Here is a 20670-nt window from a genome sequence, read left to right on the forward strand (position 1 = left end):
CCCCGATCCGCCTGGCGGATCGGGGGTCTTGTCGTATCGGAGCAGGTGCCCGGCCTAAGCGGGAACGGTCTCCTTGGCCGAGTCGGCCTTGGTCGAGCCGGCGAGCACGCGGTTCATCGTCTCGACGTGCTGGTCGGCGTTGAGGCCTGCGACGAGGTGCCACACGCCGGGGCCGACCTCGACGGCTCCGGGCAGCCCGGCCGCCGCGAGGGCGGCCTGGTCGACCTTCGCGGAGTCCTTGACCTGCACCCGCACGCGGGTGCCGGCGACGAGGTCGACCGTCTCGACGTTGTCGGGGCCGCCGATGGCGTCGAGCCACTGCTTGCCCTGCTTGGCCTCGGCGTCACCGACGACGACCACGACGGGCTCCGGCTCCGGCTCGTCGAGGTCGGCCTTACCGGCGGCCTTCTGCTCGGGAGTGCGGTAGTCGAAGAAGATGACCAGCAGCATCGCGGTGAAGAACGACGCGGTGATGGCCGTCGCGTACAGCGGAATGTTGCTGAACGCCGGAATTGTCAGCAGCGAGGTGAAGACGAAGGCGTTGATGCTCACGCCGCCCCCGATACCGATGATGAGACCGCCGACGAGGCAGCCGACGAGCATCCGGGGATAGATCTTCTTGAACCGCAGGTGAATACCGTAGAGCGACGGTTCGGAGATACCGCCGAGCAGACCCGCGGCCAGCGCGCCGGTCGAGGTCTGCCGCATCGCCTGATCGCGGTCCTTGATGGCGAGGAACAGCACACCGGCGGTCGCGCCGAAGCACGCGAAGTTCCACGCGCCCATGGGGCCCTGAATGAAGTCCGAGCCGGTCGAGGCGATATTGGCGAGCATGATCGCGTTGATCGGCCAATGCAGACCCAGCGGCACCATGAACGGGTACGCCAGCGGAATGATGATGGCGAACAGCAGCGGCGAGAAGCTGTTGATCGACTGCAGCAGACCACCCAGGCCGGCACCGACGAAGATGCCGATGGGGCCGATGAGGAAGGCCGTCAACGGGCCCATGATGACCAGCGCGAGGAACGGCACGAAGATCAGGTGCAGGTTCTCGGGAATGACCCGCTTGAGCAGCTTGTAGAGCGGGCCGAGGAGCACGGCCATGAGCAGCGGCGGGAACACCTGCGAGCCGTAGTCGCGGATGAGCAGCGGCACCCCGAAGATGTCGATCGTCGGGATCGCGCTGCCGAAGAGCTGCGTGGTGTACGCCTCGGGACGCTCGCCGAGCGGGGAGAATCCCGGCAGCATGACCAGCGCCATGATCGCGAATCCGACCCAGGGGTCGGCGCCGATCTTCTTGCTCGCGTTGTAGGCGACCATCAGCGGCAAGAACGTGAAGACCGACTGCCACATGAGGTTGATGAACGCCCATCCCGGCGGCAGCGTCGTGCGCGGGTCGGCCCAGTTGTCGATGACGCCGATCGAACTCATCAACGCCATGAACGTGATGATGAGCGACGCACCGAGCAGCGCGCCGAGGATGGGCCGGAACGAGTCCGACAAGAACTCGAAGAAGTTGTCCAGCCACGCGTACTTTCCGCGCGGCCCGCCGGCGCGGGCGGCGGCTTTCACGTCGTCGGCCGACGGCGCTTTGCGGCCGGCCATCACCGGCAGCGCGTTGATCTCCTCATAGGCGCTCTGTACGCCGCCGCCCATGATGATCTGGTATCGGTCGGTGCCCTGGGGCACGGTGCCCATGACGCCCTTGATCTTCTCCACCTGCGCGGAGTCGATGCCGGTGGCGTCTTTGAGCGTGAACCGCAGCCGGGTCGCGCAGTGGCTCAGGTTGACGATGTTGTCGGCCCCGCCGACCGCGTCGACGATCTGAGTTGCTCTCTCAGTCATGTCTTTTCCTTGTAATCCGGGTGGGCCGGGATCAGGCCTCGTCCATGGGGACGAGGGCGCGGACTTCGGCGGGGGTGGAGCAGAGCACGGCCTGGGCGGCCAGCTCCTTGCACTGCTCGAGCGAGTAGGCCCGTACCTGGGCCTTGATCGAGGGAATGGCGGGGATCGAGCAGCTCAGCTCATCGACGCCCAGACCCACGAGGATCGGCACGGCCTGGGGGTCGGAGGCGACCCCACCGCAGATGCCCAGCCACTTGCCGCGCTCGTGCAGCGCGTCGCAGGCGCCACCGATGAGCGCCAGGATGGCCGGGTTGCACGGGTCGACCTGCGCCGCGAGCTTGGGGTGCCCGCGGTCCATCGCCAGCGTGTACGACGTGAGGTCGTTGGTGCCGACGCTGAAGAAGTCGCAGCCCTCTTCGGCGGCGAACTGCCGGGCCATGACGGCGACGGAGGGGACCTCCATCATGATGCCCACCGGCACCTTGGTCGTCAGGCCGAGCCGGTCGGCCTCGACATCCCAGATCTTCTTGGCCGCGCGCCAGTCCTCGATCGTGGCGATCATCGGGAACATCACGTTGAGCTCGGCGCCGGCGTCGGCGGCCTTCATGATGGCCCGGCACTGCGCGCGCAGCACCTCGGGGCGCTCGATGCCGACGCGCACGCCGCGGATACCCAGGAACGGGTTCTCCTCGGCGGGGATCGGCAGGTACGGCAGCGGCTTGTCGCCGCCGACGTCGAGGGTGCGGATGACCAGCGGCTGACCCGGCTGCAGGGCGCGGGAGCAGTCTGCGTAGACCTCCGCCTGCTCCTCCTCCGTGGGGGCCTTGGTGCGGCCGAGGAAGACGAATTCGCTGCGCAGCAGGCCGACGCCCTCGGCGCCCTTGGTCATCGCCTCCTGCGCGTCTTCGACCCCGCCGATGTTCGCGACGACCGCCACCCGGTGCCCGTCGGTCGTGACGGCGGGCTCGTCCTTGCGCTCGTCCTCGGCGGCCTTGCGGGCGGCGATCCGCTGCTGGCGCTCGACGATGCCCTGGATCTCGTAGTCGGACAGGTTGGTCTGCAGCGAGCCCTTCGACCCGTCGAGCACGACCCGCGAGCCGTCGGGGATGTCGAGCGCGCGGCCCTCGATGCCGGCCACCGCGGGGATGTCCATGGAGCGGGCGATGATCGCGACGTGCGAGGAGGCGCCGCCGTTGGTGGTGGCGAAGCCGACGACCTTGGAGCGGTCGAGCTGCGCGGTGTCCGACGGGGTGAGGTCCTCGGCGATGAGGATCGTGCCCTCGGCCAGCTCGGGCTTCTCGCTGCGCTGCCCGGTCAGCTCCTCGAGCACCCGCTGGCCGACGTCGCGCACGTCGTTGGCCCGTCCGGCCAGCACCTCGTTCTTGAGGCCGGCGAGCCGGTCAGCGTAGTTGTTGAAGGCGCCGCGCCACGCGTACGCGGCGCTCTTGCCCTTGTCGATGGCGCTGACGGCCAGGTCGAGCAGGTCGGGGTCGCTGAGCAGTTCGGCGTGGGCACCGAAGATGCCGGCCTTCTCGGCGTCGTCCTCCTTCTCCAGTCGCTGCTGCAGCGCGGATAGGTCGAGGATGGAGCGGTCGATCGCGGCGTTGAGCTTGCGACGCTCCTTGTGGTGGTCCTCGCCGAACTCCTCGACCTGGATGTCGTCGTGCCGCAGCTGCAGCACGGTGCCGACACCCAGGCCCGGGGAGGCTGAGACGCCGAGCAGCAGGTTGGGGTCGCCGGAGCGCGGGCCGGTCGACTCCTCTTCGACCACGACCTCTTCGACGGCGGGCACGGCCTCGGTGTCGGCGGTTCCGACCGCCGGGCAGTCCTCGCCAAGACCGGTCTGGATGGCCTCGGTGATCTGCGCGATCGCCTCCTGGGCGTCGGGGCCGGTGGCGCTGACGGTGACCTTGTCGCCGCGGGCGACGGCCAGGCCCATGATGCCGACCATGCTCTTGGCGTTGGCCGACTCCTCGCCCTTGCGCAGCCGGATGTCGGAGCCGAACGACTTGGCGAGGTTGACCAGGGTCGCGGTGGGGCGCGCGTGCAGACCCGTCGGGTTGGGGATCAGCAGCGCATCGGAGGTGACGGTGCGACCGGTCGCGACCGCGCCCTCCTCGACGGGAGCGGCGAGCTCGGCGGTGGCTGCGACATCCTGGCCGGCGGTGACGACCCCGGTGACCGGCGTGAGCGACTCGATGCGCTCGGAGTTGGCGATGACGACCTGCGTCAGCAGGCTCTTCGCCTTGCTCGCCACGAGGTCGAGGTCGAACTCGATGAGCGGGTCGCCCACCTCGACGTGGTCGCCCTCCTTGACCTTGGGGCTGAACCCCTCACCCTCCATCCGCACCGTGTCGAGACCGATGTGCAGCAGCACTTCGATGCCGTCGGCCGAGCGGATGGTGATGGCGTGGTGCGAGGGCTGCAGGTCGGCGACCTCACCGGCGATCGGTGCCACCAGCACGTTGCTCAGCGGGTCGATCGAGAACCCCTCGCCGACCATCTTCTTGGCGAACACAGGATCGGGAATGATCTCGATCGGCACCATGACCCCGGTCAGGGGTGCGATCAACTCGATAGTCGATACGGTCGTGCTGGCTTCCACCTTCAGCCTCCCCGCTCACCCGGGTCGCACACGGCGCACGGCTGCTACGTGTCAGCGGGCGGCAGGGGTCACGCTAGTCCTCCGTGGAGGCCATTGGTGCTGTGGGTCCCGGGCATTTTGCCCGATGGTCGAAGAGCCGATCCGCATATCGGCGCGGGGTGCCGCGAGCCTCCGCTCGACTAGCCTCCGGCGCCGCTCGCCGCGGCCACCGCGCCCGGGTCGGTCGCCGGAATGACACCGGTCGCCAGCAGCGCAAAAAGCACGAGCGCCAGGGCGATTCGGTAGTACACGAAGGGCGTGAAGTCGTGCGTCGAGATGTACCGCAGCAGCCAGGCGATGATCGCGTACCCGATGACGAAACTGACCAGCGTCGCACCGAAGATCGGCCCCCAGGCCGGCGGCACGGGGTCGGAGGCGATGTCGAAGAGCTGGTCGAAGCCCGAGAGCAGCACCGCCGGAATGGCCAGCAGGAAGGAGTACCGGGCGGCGGCCTCGCGGGTGTAGCCCATGAACAGACCACCCGCGATCGTGCCGCCGGAGCGGGAGACACCCGGGACCAGCGCCAGCGCCTGCCACAGCCCGAACTTGATGCCGTCGCCCCAGCTGAGGTCCTTCAGCTCCTTGCGCTGGCTGGCGGTGCGGTCGGCGTACCAGATGACCAGGGCGAACAGCAGCAGCATCGTCGCGGTGATCCACAGGTTGCGGAACGGCCCGGTGATGAGGTCGCGCAGCGCCAGACCGAACACCCCGATGGGGATCGACCCGAGAATGACCAGCCACCCCATGCGGGCGTCGGGGTCGTTGTGCGGCAGCTTGCCGACGACGGCGCGGCACCAGCGGTTGATGATGCGCGCGATGTCCTTGCGGAAGTAGATGAGGACGGCGGCCTCGGTGCCGAGCTGGGTGATCGCCGTGAAGGCGGCCCCGGGATCGCTGCCGAAGAAGCGCCCCGCGATCGACACGTGCGCGCTGGAGGAGATCGGCAGAAACTCCGTCAGCCCCTGCACGACCCCCAGGGTCAGCGCCTGCACCCAGTCCATCCTTCGTCCTCCCCTAATGCGTCGTAATCCCCCGTCGGCCACCGGAGCAGGCATGTGACGCTTTGGGGCCTGGCTTCGGCGGGCGATCCGCGCGCGACGGTACCAAGTGCGGATGGCGCGCGGCTGAACCGTTCGCCATCGTGGGCGCGGTGCCGGCGGCCCGGGCGCCGGAGACGTCGATCGTGGGCGGCTGGGGTAGGGCGGCTGGGGTAGGGCAGGCTTGGGCTCATGGCCGGCCGTGAGATCCGTTACGACACCCGCGGCAATCGCCCCCGCTGGGTGATCCCGTTGCTCTTGGGCATCGTCACGATGTCGGTGGTGCAGGTGGGAGTCTCGCTCTACCGGTGGGGCTTTCAGGGGGTGACGGTCGCCAGCACGTTCTGGCTGGTGTGGCTGTTGCTGCTGCTCATTCTCCTGTTGCGGCGCACCGAGATCGTCGTCGACGCTGCGGGGATTCGGCGGCCCTACCTGCCGCGGATCGACTGGGGCGCCATCGCGGCCGTCAGTCGCCCGCGCCCCACCGACGACTACGTGCGTCTCATCCCCAACCGGGGGCGCCGCCGCGTCGCCATCGGCCTGCCCGTGCGGTACGCCAAGGAGGCCGCGAAGATCGGCAAGAAGTCGCTGCGGGACTGATCGCGCGCCCGTCGCGTGGGCCGCGGTCGGGGCTGCGGAATTGTTGTGGTGGTGAACTAATGACATGCCCCCCTGTGACCGTCGGACCCCAAAGCTCTGACCTGCGGAGACGCGTTTGGACTGGAGCGCTCCACGCGGGGCACGTCATTAGTTCACCACAAAGGCAAATTCGGCGAGACCGGGGACCGTCCGGTCACGGCGGCCATGCGCGGACAGTTACAGTGTCGAACTCCCGGGATCACCGACCGAGCGAGCGACGATGGCCGAGCGCATCGCCCGGCGGGGGTCGGCGACGGCGAACGGACCGCTTGATCTCAGGCCTGCGGCGGCGACGGCGCCGAAGACCGGTGAGCCGGCCGGCACATCCTGCAGTTCGTGGCCGGCGTCCGCGAGTTGGTCGCGGGCGTCGTGGTCGGTTTCGATTCTGAGCCGGCCGTCCTCGCTGCGCCAGCGCGGACCGGCGATGGCCTCGGCCAGGGTGGCGCCGTCGCGAAGGCGCGCGAACACCTGCAGCAGGGTCTGCACCTGACCGTCGGCGCCTGGGGTGGCGATGGCCAGCACCTCGTGGTCGCTCTCCCACAGGGCGGGCGCGAGCGTGTGCACCGGCAGGCTGCCCGGCGCGGGGGCGTTGGCGCCGTCGGTGAAGCCCTCGGCGCGATTGGTCAGGTAGATGCCGAGCTCGGGCACCCAGACGCCGGAACCGAATTCGTCGAAGACGGAGACGAGCGAGGAGACGACCAGCCCGTCGCTGTCGGCCGTGGCGACGGCGGCGGTGTGCAGGTAGGAGCGGGGTCCGGTGCGCAGGGTGGCCCGCTCGGGGTCGACTGGGAGTTCGCGGTCGAGGAGTTGCTCCCCCAGGGCGCAGTCGCTGCGGTGGGCGAAGCAGGCGTTGGTCAGCTCGGCGAGCACGTGTTCGCGACGGCGAGTCGGCAGGTCGTCGAATCGGTCGTCGAGCCAGCGCAGGGCCATGGCGAGCAGCACGCCCTGGGAGGAGGGCGGCTGCACGTAGGCGCGGCCGCCGGCCCAGTCGATGGCGATCGGCTCCTTGAGGGCGGGCGGATCGGCGAGGTGGGCGGCGAGGTCGGCGGCCGCGAGCGATCCCCCAGCCCGCTCGGCCGCGGCGGCGATGGCGTTCGCGGCGGCGCCCTCGTAGAAGGCGGCGGGGCCCTCGTCGGCGATTCGCTGGAGGAGCGCCGCGAGCTGTGGCTGGCGCCAGGTGACGCCCTGCGTAAGGTCGCCGATCGGGGAGTCGGGCGAGGCGGCGAGCACCCGGTCCCGCTGCTTGGCGGCCGCGCCGGCCAGCCGCTCGTCGACGACGATGCCGTCGCGCGCGAGCCGCAGCGCGGGCGCCAGGACGTCGGCACACGGCAGTCGGCCGAAGGCGCGGCACAGCTCCCACCAGCCGAGCACCGCTCCGGGCACGGTCACGGTGTCGCCTGGTCGCCCGTTGCCGCAGGTCGTCCAGTGGGCCGGGCTGCGGCCGGTGCCGTTGAGGGCGCGCACCGGGCCATCGGGGCCATCCGGGCTGACCGGACCAGCCGGGTCGCTAGGGCCAGCCGGTCCGTCGGGCAGGCGCACGAGCGCCAGCATGTCCCCGCCGACCCCGGCTGACTGCGGCATGGTCACCGCTACGACGACTTGGGCGGCCACCGCGGCATCCACCGCGTTGCCGCCCCGAGCGAACATCTCCGCCGCTGCCTCGAGCGAGTGCTGATTCGGCGCGCTGACCGCGCCGCTGGTCTCCGTCACGTCCGACCTCCTCGTTGCGCATCGTGGCCCCGCCGCGCCTTTTACGCAGCTCGCAGGCGGGCCGTCATGCCGCTGCGACACCGCTTACGCGAGCCTGCCACGGCCACGAAGCCCAGCTGACCGGACCCCCAGTCGGTCAGACTTAGGTGATGGGGGAAGCAGAGGAGATTCGACACGACACCCGACCCGGATTTGCCCGTTACTACCTGTGGTTCCTTTGCGTCTTCATCCCGGTGCCAGCGATCCAGATCGTCCTCACCTGGAACGCCTGGAGGTCGGCGTGGGTCACCGCCTTGTACGTGGTGTGGCTGATCTCTCTGTTGGTCATCGCGGCGCTCTTGCTACGGCCAGCGCTCATCGTCATCAACGAGGACGGCATCAAGCGCCCGCTGCGCCGCCCGATCCCCTGGGCCGACATCGAGGCAGTCAACCGACCGGGGCGATTCGATGAGTACGTCCCCATCACGCTGCGAAACGGGCGCAGCCTGCCGCTGCTACTCCCCAAGCGTTACGCCGAGCAGGTGGCACGAATCGGCAATCGGCCGCTGCAGGATCCACCGAAGCCGACCTGACGTGCATCCCCGCAGTCGGCTCGAACCGGACCGTCACGCAGGCGTGGGGATGGTCACGCCTGCGCCGGTGAGGGCAGGGACCGCAGCGCGACTGCTTGGCTGGCGGCGAAGAGCGCCACATCCACAGCGATCGCCAGCACGGCGAGACCGGCGAGTGCCGTCGCGGCCACCGAAGTGGCGCCCTGTGGGCCGATCGGACCTCGTGCGTGAGGTGTTGCGTCGAGCGCCCACGGAAGATCGCGTGCCGCTGAATGGCCTTGTGTCGACGTAGAATTGGGTGGGCCGCGGATGGGGGCAGCGGGCGGCCCGGTCGACACGACGAGGGGACGAGTCATGTCCGATTCTGCTGTGCCTGGCCGGCGTAGGCGCGTGGCCGGCGTGATGAGACGAGGGGCGATCGCCGTGCTCGCGGCGGCCCTTGCTGCGGCCGGGGTCGCCGGAGGGGCCGAGGCGAGTGCTGAGGGCGCCACGATCTCCGGCTCAGCGCTCCCACGCACGCCGCTGTCTGTGTCCTCGAACGTGTCCACGCCGCCTCATGCGTCGAGAGCCGTCGCTGAGACAGGCGCGGCGAAGGCCGCGACGCCGACGAACGACATCGAGCGTGTGCGGCGCGTGCGGCTCGGTGGGGCGTCTCGCTACGAGACGGCTGCGGCGATCGTGTCGTGGCGCGCACGCGGGCCGATCCCGGCCGGGTCGAAGCTCCGCCTCGTGTCGGGGACGCGGCCGCTCGACGCTGTCGCCTACGGCAAGGACGCCACGCCGACGCTGTACGTGCCGCCCCGCGGCGCGGTGCCCGACGAGGTGGGCGCCGCCTACCGGCTCGTGCGGCCATCGGTCGTCGAGGTCATCGGGTCAGAGGCGCAGCTCCCGACCACGCAGGTGCGCGCTGTGATCGGTGCGGCGCGCTTCCAGCGACTCCGGGTCACGGACGCCTCGCGAGTCACGTGGAGCGCGGCAGTCCGGGCGGCCGCATGGGGCAACGACGAGTCCTTCACCGATATGCCTCCCGTCGCGTTCGTGTCCCCGCGGGTGGTGGCCGAGGCTGCTGCGGCGGCGCAGGTGCGCAACTGGTTCGGCGTCGTCGTGCCCCGCTCCGGGTCGTTGCCGGTGATCCCCGTGTATCCGACCCCGACGTTCACGACGACCGCCGCGGTCGTGGGTGGAGCGTCCACGTTGGCCGCCGCACAACGTGCGGTGCTGCTTCGGGGGCATCCCGGGCTCGACTACGCGGAGTTCAACGACATCGCCGGTCAGGATCGCTACGACACGTCGGCCGACGTCGCCTACCTGGGGTTCTATGCCGGCGCACGGACCGCGTACATCGTCAATGGGGTCGGCGACGCAGACGCCGCCGCGACCGTGTCGCTCGTCGACGGGCCCGTGCTGCTCGTGCCCCCGTGCGGCCCGGGGGCCGATCGGGCCAAGGGGCTGCTCCTGAAGTTGCGGCCCCAGCAGATCGTCACCATCGGTGATCGCACAGCGGTCTGTGACGACATGCTGGGCGCTCAGACGTTCGACCCGCAGGTGCCGGAGGAAGAGCCGGCGCGCGATATCGTCCAGACATCCACTGCCACCTGTCTGCTCGACAACGATGGGGATGTCGACTGTTGGGGGCGCAACACCGCGGACCCGCGCCAACGGGTACCGCTCGCGCCCCTCACCTGGACGAGCCAGGCGAGCGGCGTGGCCCGCATTACGCGTGGACTCGACAAGCAACTGTGTGCGTATGCCGACGATGGTGCGGTGTCCTGCTGGCCGGTACCGAGCGCGCGTGGCGGTGAGGCCACCGCGACGACGGTGTTTCCCGCCTCGGCAGGCATCGTCGAATACCAGGTCGGGGGCGACCCTGCGGCAGGGCAGGAGCGAGCCTGCGGTCTCGGGCGCGACGGGCGCATCTGGTGCCACTCGCGCGGCGAGCGGCCGCAGGTGCGGCTCGCGCTCGGCACCGCCGTCGGGATCGCTGTCGGGCATACGTCATGCCTGCTGCGCTCGGACCACTCGATCTGGTGCTGGACGCAGTCACCCGAAGGGCCGACGGGTCGGCCCACGCGGCTGGCCGTCGACATCCCCGCCGAGCAGATCGCCCTGTCTCGTCACGGGCTACTCGTCCGCCGCGCCGACGGCGCCGTGATGCTCGTGCCCGCGAGTCGTCTCGCCGCTCCCGACGGCCCCGTCGAGGCGCGGGTCGTCGCCGAGGCGTCGCAGCGACTGCTGCCCGGGACGGACGGCTGCCTCATCGACGCTGATGGCCGGGTCGACTGCCCGCTCGAGCCGGCTGCCCGCCGGACTGCCTACCGGCAACTGACCACCGGTGGCGTGCTCGCCTTCACCCGCGACGAGCGCGGGGGATGCGCCGTGCGCGCCGACGGCAGCGCCACGTGCCGCAGCGACGCGGCCCCTGGCACGTGGGGTGCGCTAGGGGATGGGCTGTGGGCTCCGCGCTATCGGCCGGCCGAGGTGCTCGGGCACGGGCGCATGCAGACGTTCCGGGTGCCGTAGCGCCGAGCGCGGAGCCCGCGACCGTGAGTGCGGTGATGCTCGGTCACAAGGGGACGACACCGGCCGGCATGCGGGACGGCTTGTCGGTGATCTTCATTCCCTTCAACGAGCTGTCGTGGGGGTTGGGGTCGGTGTGAACGACGAGCCAGCCCTCCCGGCGGGCCATCACCCAGCGCACCGAGACGTCGCCGGAGTAGCAGTCGTCGGGGACGAGTTTGAAGACCCCGGCGTAGCCGCTCTTGGCAAGGATTCGCGTCTTGACGACCGGCTTCGCGCCGCGCGTCACCGTCTCATGTATTCCTGGTCGCTGCGAGGAGCCATCGCGGCCCCTTGCCGTTGATGACAAGGGTGTAGCCGCTCACCGTGTCCGATGGCGGTGCCTCGATCCAGGCGCTCGACGTTGCGACCCACGGGAGTCGGAGCGAGCCCTGCGGGGGGAACTTCAACAGGCGCTACCGCCATCATCGGCGCAGGTAGGCACGTCCTGAGTGGTCCGCGTCACCGTGGGGGCGCGTCGTGCGCCGATACGGCATGCCGGGGGTATCGGCTCCAGCGCAGGCCGTTGTCGAGGTCGGCGCGGTTGGTGCCCCAGGCGTCGAGCACCACGTTCTGCTTCATCGCCCACGGGTAGCGGCGGGTCGTGCGGGGCATGAGGTGCGCGGCGCGAGCGAGGTAGCCCGACGGCATGTCCATGAGCGGCCGACCCGGGCCGAGGTCAGGCGGCGGCTCCGGCACCACGACATCCATCCCGGTGTCGACCAGTCGACGCAGCACCCGGGCCACGAAGCGGGCGGTGAGGTCCGAACGCATCGTCCACGACATGTTGAGGTAGCCCACGCAGAACGCGAGGTTCGGCACCCCCGAGAGCATCGCGCCCACGTACGCGTAGCCGGCGCCGGCATCGACCGGCGCACCGTCGACGCGCACGTCGATGCCGCCGTACAGCTTGATCGACAGGCCCGTCGCCGTCACGAGGACGTCCGCCTCCACCACCGTGCCGTCGCTCATCCGCAGCCCCTGCGGAACGACCCGCTCGATCGCGCCGGTCACGACGCGCGCCTGACCGTCGCGGATCGCCGTGAAGAACCCCCCGTCCGGGTCGATGCACAGCCGCTGCTCCCACGGGTTGTACGGCGGATCGAAGTGCCGGTCCACCACCTGCCTCGAGCCGGTCCCCGCGACCGCCCCCCGGCGCAGCAGCCGGCGCATCCGGTTCGGCGCGATCTTGCACGCCTGGAACAGCCCCCACTGCAGCCCGGAGTTGCGTACCCGCATCACCTGGTGCGCAACTCCGGGTGGGAGGCGGCGGCGCAGGGTGTCGGCGAGCGCGTCCCGTCGCGGTTGGGCCAGCACGTAGGAGGGGGTGCGCTGCACCATCGTCACGCGCGCCCCGCCGTCGGCGAGGGCCGGGACGAGGCTGACAGCGGTGGCGCCGGAGCCGACGACCGCGACGCGGGCGCCGGTGTAGCGCAGGTCGTCGGGCCAGAACTGCGGATGCACGACCCTCCCGGCGAAGTCCTCGACGCCCGGCAGGCGCGGGTCGTGCGGGTGGTCGTAGTCGTAGTAGCCGGTGCAGACCACGAGGAAGCGCGGCGTCAGCGCCAACGGGCCGTCGGGGGTCGCGCACTCCACCCGCCAGCGGGCCTGCGCCGACGACCAGTCGGCCGACGTGACCTTCGTGCTGTACGTCGTGTGCCGGTCGATGCCGTAGGCGCCGACCACCTCCCGCAGGTACCCCATGATCTGCGCGCCGCCGACGATCGCCTCGTCCCCCCGCCAGGGATGGAATGGGAACGCGAGCGTGAAGAAGTCCGAGTCCGAGCGAATCCCCGGGTAGCGGAACAGATCCCACGTGCCGCCGAACCCTTCGCGGGCCTCGACGATCCGGTAGCTCAGCTCCGGGCAGCGCTCCTGCAGCCGATACGCGACATTGATCCCAGAAACACCCGCCCCGACGATGAGCACGTCGAGGTCGCCGCCCACGCTGCCCGCCCGTGGCTCACTCGTCTGCACTCGGCCTCCCGCGCCCGTCACTCGGTGCCAAGCCCCGGAAGCCCGCGCCTACCCCCAGGGTGCGGCGTCCGGCCCCGCAAAGCCACCCCGGGCTCCAGTCCGAGCGGAGGCTGAACTGCCCCAACGGGGATCAGTAGCCGGTGCGGCCGTCGGTGGCTTCGCGTAGGAGGTCCAGGTGGCCGAGGTGACGGGCGTACTCCTCGATGAGGTGGGTGAGGATCCAGCGCAAGTTCAGCTCCTTGCCGCCGCGGCGTCCGAGGACAGGGCTGTCGAGGTCGGGCCAGCGGGCCGCTTCGGCTCGGCACCGGCGCACCTCCGCCTCGTAGGTGGCGATATCGCGCGCGGCGTTGGCGGGGTCCACGTCGTCGAAGTCGGCGTCAGGGTGTTCGCGGGTGGCGTACAGATCGGGGACGTCCTCGTCGTGCAGCACGCACCGCAGCCAGTACGACTCGACCTCGCTCAAGTGGCGGACGACGCCGAGCAGGCTCAGCGTCGACGGCGGCACGGCCCGACGACACAACGCCTGCGCGTCCAGACCCGCGATCTTGAGCAGCACGCTCTCGCGGTAGAGATCAAGCCAATGCTCCAGAAGCTCCCGTTCGCCGCCCAGCATCGGCCCGTCGGAGCGCGAGTCCTCCCGCTCCGCGACCACGACCTCCCCGGCCGAGGCCGCACCCGAACCCGCCGGACGCGTCAGATCGTCATCGGCGGCGACGGAGGCGACCCAGGCGTCGGCGAGGCCGTCCGGATGAGGCAGGTACCCGGGCAGGTCACCGTGCCGGGTGAAGCCGCACGCGCGCGCCACGCGCCACGACGGCTCGTTGCCGGCGTTGGCGAACCAGTAGACCCGCGCGCCCCCGGAGTCGAACCACCACTGGCACGCCAGCCGCAGCGCCCGAACCATGAGGCCCCGGCCGCGAGCGTCGGGGTGCAGGCCGTAGCCGACCTCAGCCGAGCCCGACCCCCGGGGCCGCAGGTCGATCCCTCCCCCGAACCGCGGGTTGCCGGCGTCGTCGACCCACTCGATCGCCCAGAAGCGCTGCCCGTCGTCGCGCGACCAGGCCTGCGCGATCATCGCCAGGTAGCTCCGCGCGGCGTCCGGCCCGTAGGGGCGCGGCACCGTCGTCCAGCGCACCATCTGCGGGTCGATGCACTGCGCCACGATCGCCTCGACATCGCCCTCGCGGTGGGCGCGCAACCGCACCACCCCGTCGGAGAGTTCGGGCACACACGAGGGAAAGGCGGATGCGTCAGGGCCGGTCATGCGCCCAGTGGACCAGCCCGAGCATTGCCACGTCACCCGAATATCGACGGGCTGCCGAGGACGTCACTCACCGATCCCGTGACCGACGGCGGCGGAGCAGGCGGCCAGCTCGTCGGCGCTCAGCTCGAGATCGGCGGCGCGGGCCGAGTCCGTGATGGAGGCGGGGCGGCGGGAGCCAGGGATGACGATGACGTTGTCGCCGAGCGAGAGCTCCCAGGCCAGCACCACCTGCTGCGGGCTCACCCCGTGCGTCTTGCCGATCTGCGCGAACACCGCGAACCGCTGCCCGACCGCCGTGGCGCCGCCGCCGGTGCCGCCCAGCGGGCTCCACGGGAAGAACGCGATGCCGTTCTCAGTGCAGTAGCGCAGCTCGTCAGAGCTGCACGGGTGCCGCGGCGAGAACTCGTTCTGCACGCTCGCCAAGCCCTCGTCGCCGAGCACCTCCTGGGCGATCTCGATCTCCTCGATGCTCGCGTTGGAGATGCCGACGGCCCGGATCTTGCCCTCCTGCCGCAGCGCCGCGAACGTCTCCATCACCTCGCCGTAGAGCCGGGTGCGGTCCGGCCGGTGGAACTGGTACAGGTCGAGCACGTCGACGCCCAGGTTGCGCAGCGACTTCTCGACCTGGGAACGCAGGTGCTCCGGACTGCCGTCGCGGCCCCACACCTCTCCCTCGCTGCGGGTGATCCCGCCCTTGGTGGCCAGCACGATCGAGCTGCGGTCGCCGCCCCACGACGCGACGGCCTTACCGATGAGCGCCTCGTTGTGCCCCATCTGGTCCCAGCTCGGTGCGTAGCAGTCGGCCGTGTCGATGAGCGTGATCCCCGCGTCGAGGGCCGCGTGGACCGTCTCGATCGCGGCGGCCTCGTCGGGCGTCACCTTGTCGTTGCTCATCGACAGCGGCATGCCGCCGAGCCCCACTGCGGAGACGGTGAACGGACCGAGTGTGCGGAACTGCATGGGTTCATCCCTCCTGGCCAACGCGTGGCCGCGGGTTCGCTGACGACTTCGAACTGTACCGAGCGACCCTTCGCGCACGCGGGCTACGCATCGCGCCGCCCCCAACCGAGCGCGACCTCACTCACGGCGCCGGTGGCAGCCAGCGGTGGTCGGCGCGGAGCCGGCCGGCGATCTCGGCCAGGGCGTCCGTCACCGCGGTGACGGCGGCTGCGGGGGCGCGGTCCGGGCGGCTGACCGCGGCGACCTCCCGGCGCGCCTCGACGCCGGCGAGGGGGCGGGTGACCACGCCGTCTCCGAGCAGGTAGTCGCCGACGAAGCGCGGCACCAGCGTCACCCCGCCGAGCGTGCGGACCATCGCCACGGCCGTCGCCAGGTCGTTGATCCGGTGCTGCACCTGCGGCTCAAGCTGCGCGACGGCGCCGATCGCGGTGATGATGCCGGCCGGCGCCCAGCCCCGTTGGCCGGCGATCCAGCGCTCCTCGCGCAGATCGTCCGGCGTCAGCTCCCGCCGTCTGGCCAGCGGATGCGCCGCGGGCAGCGCCACGTCGTACGGCTCGTCGAGCAACACGGTGACGTCGACCCGCCCCGTCGGCCACGGGCTCCCCAGCCGCCACCGATGCGCGATGACGATGTCGTGCTCACCGCACAGAGTTGCGGTCAGTTCGGGCGAGACGTCGTGGTCGGCCAGGGTGACCTTCGGGCCGCCGGAGGCCGTGAAGCGGGCGGCCAACGCCGGCAGAAACAGCCGTCCGGCGCTGGGGAACGCCACGACGGAGACCTCCCGATCTACCCGCCCGGCGTGCCGCTCGATCGCGTTGTGAGCCAGCGCCATCGCCTGCTCCACGTCGACCGCGGCCTGCACCAGGGCGCACCCGGCGTCGGTGAGCACCAGCCGACGCCCCTCATGAGCGACGAGCGGGATGCCGGCGCTGCGCTGCAATGCCTTGAGGTGCTGGGACACCGCCGACGGCGTGATGTAGAGGGCGTCGGCGGCCGCCCGCACGCTGCCGCGCTCCGCCAGCTCCCGCAACACCCGCAGCTGATGCAGTTCCATAAGCGACACTTAACACCCCGTGTAGCAAGTGCGTCTTCCACGCGCACGATGCAGCGGGCACGATGGTGCCGGCGGACCGCTCGCTCAACCCGATTCGACGCCGAACGGAACGAACGGACCGGACCGCACGACATCTCCCCACAGTCGCATCGACATGCAACGACGCATGTCCCCTGGAAGGCACGAACAACACATGGTGCAGAACACCCCTTCGAGCGCGGCTGACGCGTCGCACGACTCGGACACCCCCAAGAAGAAGCGGCTCGGCCTCCTGCCGCAGATTCTCATCGCCATCGTCCTCGGCATCGTCTGCGGACTGTTCTTCCCCGACTGGCTGGTGAAGGTGTTCGCGACCTTCAACGGGCTGTTCGGCAACTACCTCGGCTTCATCATCCCGCTCATCATCGTCGGCCTCATCACGCCCGCCATTTCCGAGCTCGGCAAGGGCGCCGGCAAGTGGCTCGGCATCACCGCCGCCATCGCCTACGGCTCCACGCTGTTCGCCGGCTTCCTCGCGTTCGGCGTGAGCATGATCGTGCTGCCGAGCCTGCTGGCCGGGCACTCGATGTCGACCGCCGCCAACCCGGAGGACGCCCTGCTCGGCGCGTACTTCCAGGTCGAGATGCCGCCGGTGTTCGGCGTCATGACCGCTCTCGTGCTCAGCTTCCTCGTCGGGGTGTTCCTCACCTTCATCAAGGGTGACGTCCTGCGTCGCTCGTTCCTGGAGTTCCGCGACATCGTCGACCTCGCCATCCGCGTGACGCTGATCCCGCTGCTGCCGCTCTACATCTTCGGCATCTTCCTGAACATGTCGGCGACCGGCGAGGCCTTCACGATCATCTCGACGTTCCTGGGGGTCGTCGCCTTCGTCTTCGCCCTCACCGTCGTCATGCTGCTGCTGCAGTTCACCCTCGCGAGCGTCTTCTTCGGCCGCAACCCGCTCGTCATGCTCAAGACGATGCTGCCGGCCTACGCGACCGCCCTGGGCACGTCCTCCTCCGCCGCGACGATCCCCGTCACCTTGCGCCAGGCGATCAAGATGGGCGTCAGCACGCCCGTCGCCTCCTTCGTCGTCCCGCTGTGCGCGACGATCCACCTGGCCGGATCGACGGTGAAGATCACGGCGTTCGCCCTCGCGATCATGATGCTGTCGGGGGCCCCGATCAACGCGGCCGCCATCGTCGGTTTCATCTTCATGCTCGGCATCACGATGGTCGCCGCCCCCGGCGTGCCCGGCGGCGCGATCATGACCGCGGCCGGCCTGCTCACCTCGATGCTCGGCTTCACCGAGCCGCAGGTCGGGCTGATGATCGCCACGTACATCGCCATCGACTCCTTCGGCACCGCAACGAACGTCACCGGCGACGGCGCGATCGCGGCGATCATGAACCGCCTCATCACCGGCAAGCGGTACGACCGCAGCGAGGCGGAAGCCGACGCTGTCGCCGCCCCGGCCTGACCCCTTCCGACCCGAGACACTCTCCGAACCCCCTCCAGTAGAAGGAGTCATTGGCATGCGCGCTCTGACCAAGCTGTCCGCAGCCCCGGGCCTCGAGCTCGTCGACCGACCCGAGCCGGTCTGCGGGCCGCGCGACGTCAAGATCCGCGTTCTGCGGGCGGGCCTGTGCGGCACCGACCTGCACCTACAGCAGTGGGACGACTGGACCGCCGCGAACGTCAACCCGCCGCTCATCATCGGCCACGAGTTCTACGGCGAGGTCGTGCAGGTCGGCGACGACGTCGAGGGCATCGCCGAAGTTCGCGTCGGCGACCGGGTCTCCGGAGAGGGACACGTCGTCTGCGGCCACTGCCGCAACTGCCGCGCCGGGCGCCGCCACGTCTGCATCAACACCAGCAGCGTCGGCGTCAACCGCGACGGGGCGTTCGCCGACTACGTCGTCATCCCCGCGAGCAACGCCTGGGTTCAGCCGGCCGACCTCGACCCCGACCTCGGGGCGATCTTCGATCCGCTGGGCAACGCCACGCACACGGCGCTGCAGTGGCCGATGGTCGGCGAGGACGTGCTCATCACCGGCGCCGGGCCGATCGGCGTCATGGCCGCGGCCATCGCCCGGCACGCCGGGGCGCGCTACATCTGCATCACGGACGTCTCGGACTACCGGCTCGACCTGGCCCTGCAGGCCGGCGCCGACTGCGCCGTCAACGTCGCCCGCGAGCGGATCGCCGGCGCGCAGCAGGACCTGGGTCTCAAGGAGGGCTTCGACCTCGGTCTGGAGATGTCGGGCAACCCGGCCGCCCTGGCCGAGATGATCGACAACCTCAACCACGGCGCCCGCGTCGGGCTGCTCGGCATCCCGAAAGCCGACTTCCCCATCAACTGGGGGCGGGTCATCACGCACATGATCACGCTCAAGGGCATCTACGGGCGCGAAATGTACGACACCTGGTACGCCATGAGCTCGATGCTGCAGACCTCACCGACGCTACGCGAGGCCGTCTCCTCGGTCATCACCCATCGATTCCCCGTTGAGCAATGGGCCGACGCCTTCGCCACCGCCCGCTCGGGTGAATGCGGCAAAGTCGTCATGGACTTCAGCTGAGAAGGAGCACCCGATGTACACGACTCTCCGTGACGACCTGAGCCAGACCCTCTCCCAGATCGAAGCCGACGGGCTGTGGAAGAGCGAGCGGGCCCTGACGACTCCGCAGTCCGCGCACGTCGAGACCGCCTCCGAGGCGGCGAACCGCGAGGTGCTGAACTTCTGCGCCAACAACTACCTCGGTTTGGCCGACCACCTGCAGGTCGTCGCTGCGGCCCGCGAGGCGCTCGACCGGTGGGGTTTCGGGATGGCATCGGTGCGCTTCATCTGCGGCACCCAGACCCAGCACAAGGACCTCGAGCAGGCGATCAGCGACTTCCTCGGCACCGACGACACGATCCTGTTTCCCTCGTGCTTCGACGCCAACGGCGGCACCTTCGAGGTCATCTTCGGCCCCGACGACGCGATCGTCTCCGACGAGCTGAACCACGCCTCGCTCATCGACGGCATCCGGCTGTGCAAGGCCAAGCGGTTTCGCTACCGCAACGCCGACATGGACGACCTGCGCGCCCAGCTGACCGCGGCCAAGGAGGCGGGGGCGCAGCGCGTCGTGATCGTCACCGACGGCGTGTTCTCGATGGACGGCTACTACGCGCCGCTGCGCGAGATCTGTGACCTGGCGGAGGAATTCGGTGCACTTGTCATGGTCGACGACTCCCACGCGGTGGGCTTCGTCGGAGACGGTGGCCGCGGCACCCCGGAGAAGTTCGGCGTCAGCGACCGGGTCGACATCTACACCGGGACGCTCGGCAAGGCCCTCGGTGGCGCATCCGGCGGTTACGTCTCCGCCCACCAGGAGATCGTCGACCTGCTGCGCCAGCGCGCCCGCCCGTACCTCTTCTCGAACTCGGTGGCTCCGGCCGTCGTCGCCGGCTCGCTGAAGGCCCTGGAGCTGGCGGCCGCCGGCGGGGAAGAGCGGCAGCAGCTGGAGCGCAACGCCGAGCTGTTCCGCCGCCTCATGACCGAGGCCGGCTTCGACCTGCTGCCGGGGTCGCACGCCATCGTGCCGGTCATGTTCCCGGGTGAGGACGGCGCCCGCCAGGCCGCGCAGGTCGCCGACGCCATGCTCGACCTGGGCGTCTACGTCATCGCGTTCTCCTTCCCCGTGGTGCCCCGCGGCAAGGCCCGCATCCGCGTGCAACTCTCGGCGGCCCACTCCGAAGACGACGTGCGCACCTGCGTGGCCGCCTTCACCAAGGCCCGCGACCTCGTCGGCTGACCGACCCCAGAAGATAGTGTTCGCTTTTGCACGGTCCGGTGAGCAAAAGCGAACACTATCTTTCGGCCCACGTGCCGTCGAAGGTTCGCCCTGGGGTCGGCAAGGAGGAAATTGTGGCCACACAGCTGCCGCGCGCTGCCCGCAAGGTGCAGGACGCACTGGATGCATCGGGTCAGGAGTTCGACGTGCGCGAGCTCAGCGACTCGACCCGCACGGCCGCCGACGCCGCGGCCGCACTGGGGTGTGAGGTCGGTGCGATCGCGAACAGCCTGGTGTTCCTGGCCGACGGTGAGCCGCTGCTCGTCATGACCAGCGGCGCGCACAAGGTCGACGTCGTGGCGCTCGCGCAACGGCTCGGGGTCGGCAAGATCAGCCGCGCCACCCCCGAGCAGGTGCGAGCCGCCACCGGGCAGGTCATCGGCGGCGTCGCCCCCATCGGCCATCCGGCCCCGTTGACCACCGTGGTCGACGAAGCCCTGCGCGACTACCCGCAGCTGTGGGCCGCGGCCGGCACCCCGCACACCGTGTTCGCGCTGACCTTCGACGACCTCGTCGTCCTCACCGGCGGCCGCGTCGAGCGCGTCGCCTGACCACCCCGACCAGCGCCCCCGACCGCCGCGTGGGGCGCTGGCCGCGTGGGGCGGCGGCCCGCG

At 70.3% G+C, this 20670-nt stretch carries 16 protein-coding genes; 7 read left to right on the top strand and 9 right to left on the bottom strand.

Annotation, left to right across the window (positions count from 1 at the left end):
* Window positions 1-54 precede the first annotated feature (54 nt).
* The 3 genes from KILIM_RS09630 to KILIM_RS09640 all read right to left on the bottom strand — a co-directional run bounded on the left by KILIM_RS09630 (window position 55) and on the right by KILIM_RS09640 (window position 5490).
* Complete coding sequence (locus KILIM_RS09630; RefSeq protein WP_006592475.1) at window positions 55-1845, bottom strand: PTS transporter subunit EIIC; 1791 nt, start codon at window positions 1843-1845, stop codon at window positions 55-57.
* A 31-nt stretch (window positions 1846-1876) separates the two neighbouring features.
* Window positions 1877-4417: a phosphoenolpyruvate--protein phosphotransferase gene (ptsP, locus tag KILIM_RS09635; RefSeq protein ID WP_246308487.1), complete on the bottom strand. Its 2541-nt coding sequence runs from the start codon at window positions 4415-4417 to the stop codon at window positions 1877-1879.
* Between the two features lie 212 nt (window positions 4418-4629).
* Entirely contained in the window at window positions 4630-5490 is an 861-nt protein-coding gene (locus KILIM_RS09640) for an undecaprenyl-diphosphate phosphatase (protein WP_006592477.1), read from the bottom strand.
* A gap of 228 nt (window positions 5491-5718) precedes the next feature.
* Between KILIM_RS09640 and KILIM_RS09645 the strand changes: the two genes are divergently transcribed.
* Window positions 5719-6126 (top strand): hypothetical protein, encoded by a 408-nt coding sequence (locus tag KILIM_RS09645; RefSeq protein ID WP_006592478.1) that lies wholly within the window; start codon window positions 5719-5721, stop codon window positions 6124-6126.
* 216 nt (window positions 6127-6342) lie between these two features.
* On the opposite strand, the gene KILIM_RS09650 is transcribed toward KILIM_RS09645, so the two are convergent.
* Window positions 6343-7875, bottom strand: coding sequence for a gamma-glutamyltransferase (locus KILIM_RS09650; RefSeq protein ID WP_006592479.1), 1533 nt, complete (start codon window positions 7873-7875; stop codon window positions 6343-6345).
* A gap of 149 nt (window positions 7876-8024) precedes the next feature.
* Here KILIM_RS09650 and KILIM_RS09655 point away from each other — a divergent pair, with 149 nt between their 5' ends.
* Together KILIM_RS09655 and KILIM_RS09660 are read left to right on the top strand one after the other, a co-directional pair.
* Window positions 8025-8447, top strand: a complete 423-nt coding sequence (locus KILIM_RS09655) for a PH domain-containing protein (RefSeq protein WP_006592480.1) — start codon at window positions 8025-8027, stop codon at window positions 8445-8447.
* Window positions 8448-9155: 708 nt separating this feature from the next.
* Entirely contained in the window at window positions 9156-10946 is a 1791-nt protein-coding gene (locus tag KILIM_RS09660) for a cell wall-binding repeat-containing protein (RefSeq protein WP_169330752.1), read from the top strand.
* Window positions 10947-10989: 43 nt separating this feature from the next.
* Here the strand turns inward: KILIM_RS09660 and KILIM_RS09665 are convergent, their stop codons facing one another.
* The 5 genes from KILIM_RS09665 to KILIM_RS09685 all read right to left on the bottom strand — a co-directional run bounded on the left by KILIM_RS09665 (window position 10990) and on the right by KILIM_RS09685 (window position 16237).
* Complete coding sequence (locus tag KILIM_RS09665) at window positions 10990-11232, bottom strand: hypothetical protein (RefSeq protein ID WP_006592482.1); 243 nt, start codon at window positions 11230-11232, stop codon at window positions 10990-10992.
* Between the two features lie 212 nt (window positions 11233-11444).
* Window positions 11445-12959, bottom strand: a complete 1515-nt coding sequence (locus KILIM_RS09670) for a flavin-containing monooxygenase (RefSeq protein WP_006592483.1) — start codon at window positions 12957-12959, stop codon at window positions 11445-11447.
* 130 nt (window positions 12960-13089) lie between these two features.
* A complete protein-coding gene (locus KILIM_RS23255) occupies window positions 13090-14223 on the bottom strand; it encodes a GNAT family N-acetyltransferase (RefSeq protein WP_083876043.1) in 1134 nt (377 codons plus the stop codon).
* Between the two features lie 63 nt (window positions 14224-14286).
* Complete coding sequence (locus KILIM_RS09680; RefSeq protein WP_006592485.1) at window positions 14287-15183, bottom strand: aldo/keto reductase; 897 nt, start codon at window positions 15181-15183, stop codon at window positions 14287-14289.
* Between the two features lie 121 nt (window positions 15184-15304).
* Window positions 15305-16237: a LysR family transcriptional regulator gene (locus tag KILIM_RS09685; protein WP_006592486.1), complete on the bottom strand. Its 933-nt coding sequence runs from the start codon at window positions 16235-16237 to the stop codon at window positions 15305-15307.
* 193 nt (window positions 16238-16430) lie between these two features.
* Here KILIM_RS09685 and KILIM_RS09690 point away from each other — a divergent pair, with 193 nt between their 5' ends.
* The 4 genes from KILIM_RS09690 to KILIM_RS09705 all read left to right on the top strand — a co-directional run bounded on the left by KILIM_RS09690 (window position 16431) and on the right by KILIM_RS09705 (window position 20607).
* Window positions 16431-17696: a dicarboxylate/amino acid:cation symporter gene (locus KILIM_RS09690; protein ID WP_006592487.1), complete on the top strand. Its 1266-nt coding sequence runs from the start codon at window positions 16431-16433 to the stop codon at window positions 17694-17696.
* Between the two features lie 55 nt (window positions 17697-17751).
* Entirely contained in the window at window positions 17752-18798 is a 1047-nt protein-coding gene (gene tdh, locus KILIM_RS09695) for an L-threonine 3-dehydrogenase (RefSeq protein ID WP_006592488.1), read from the top strand.
* 13 nt (window positions 18799-18811) lie between these two features.
* The gene (locus KILIM_RS09700) at window positions 18812-20017 is read left to right on the top strand and encodes a glycine C-acetyltransferase (protein WP_006592489.1); all 1206 of its coding nucleotides are present in this window, start codon (window positions 18812-18814) and stop codon (window positions 20015-20017) included.
* 113 nt (window positions 20018-20130) lie between these two features.
* On the top strand, window positions 20131-20607 hold the full coding sequence (locus KILIM_RS09705) for a YbaK/EbsC family protein (RefSeq protein WP_006592490.1): 477 nt from the start codon (window positions 20131-20133) through the stop codon (window positions 20605-20607).
* Window positions 20608-20670: the final 63 nt, after the last annotated feature.

It is taken from the genome of Kineosphaera limosa NBRC 100340, assembly GCF_000298215.1.
Classification (GTDB): Bacteria; Actinomycetota; Actinomycetes; order Actinomycetales; family Dermatophilaceae; genus Kineosphaera; species Kineosphaera limosa.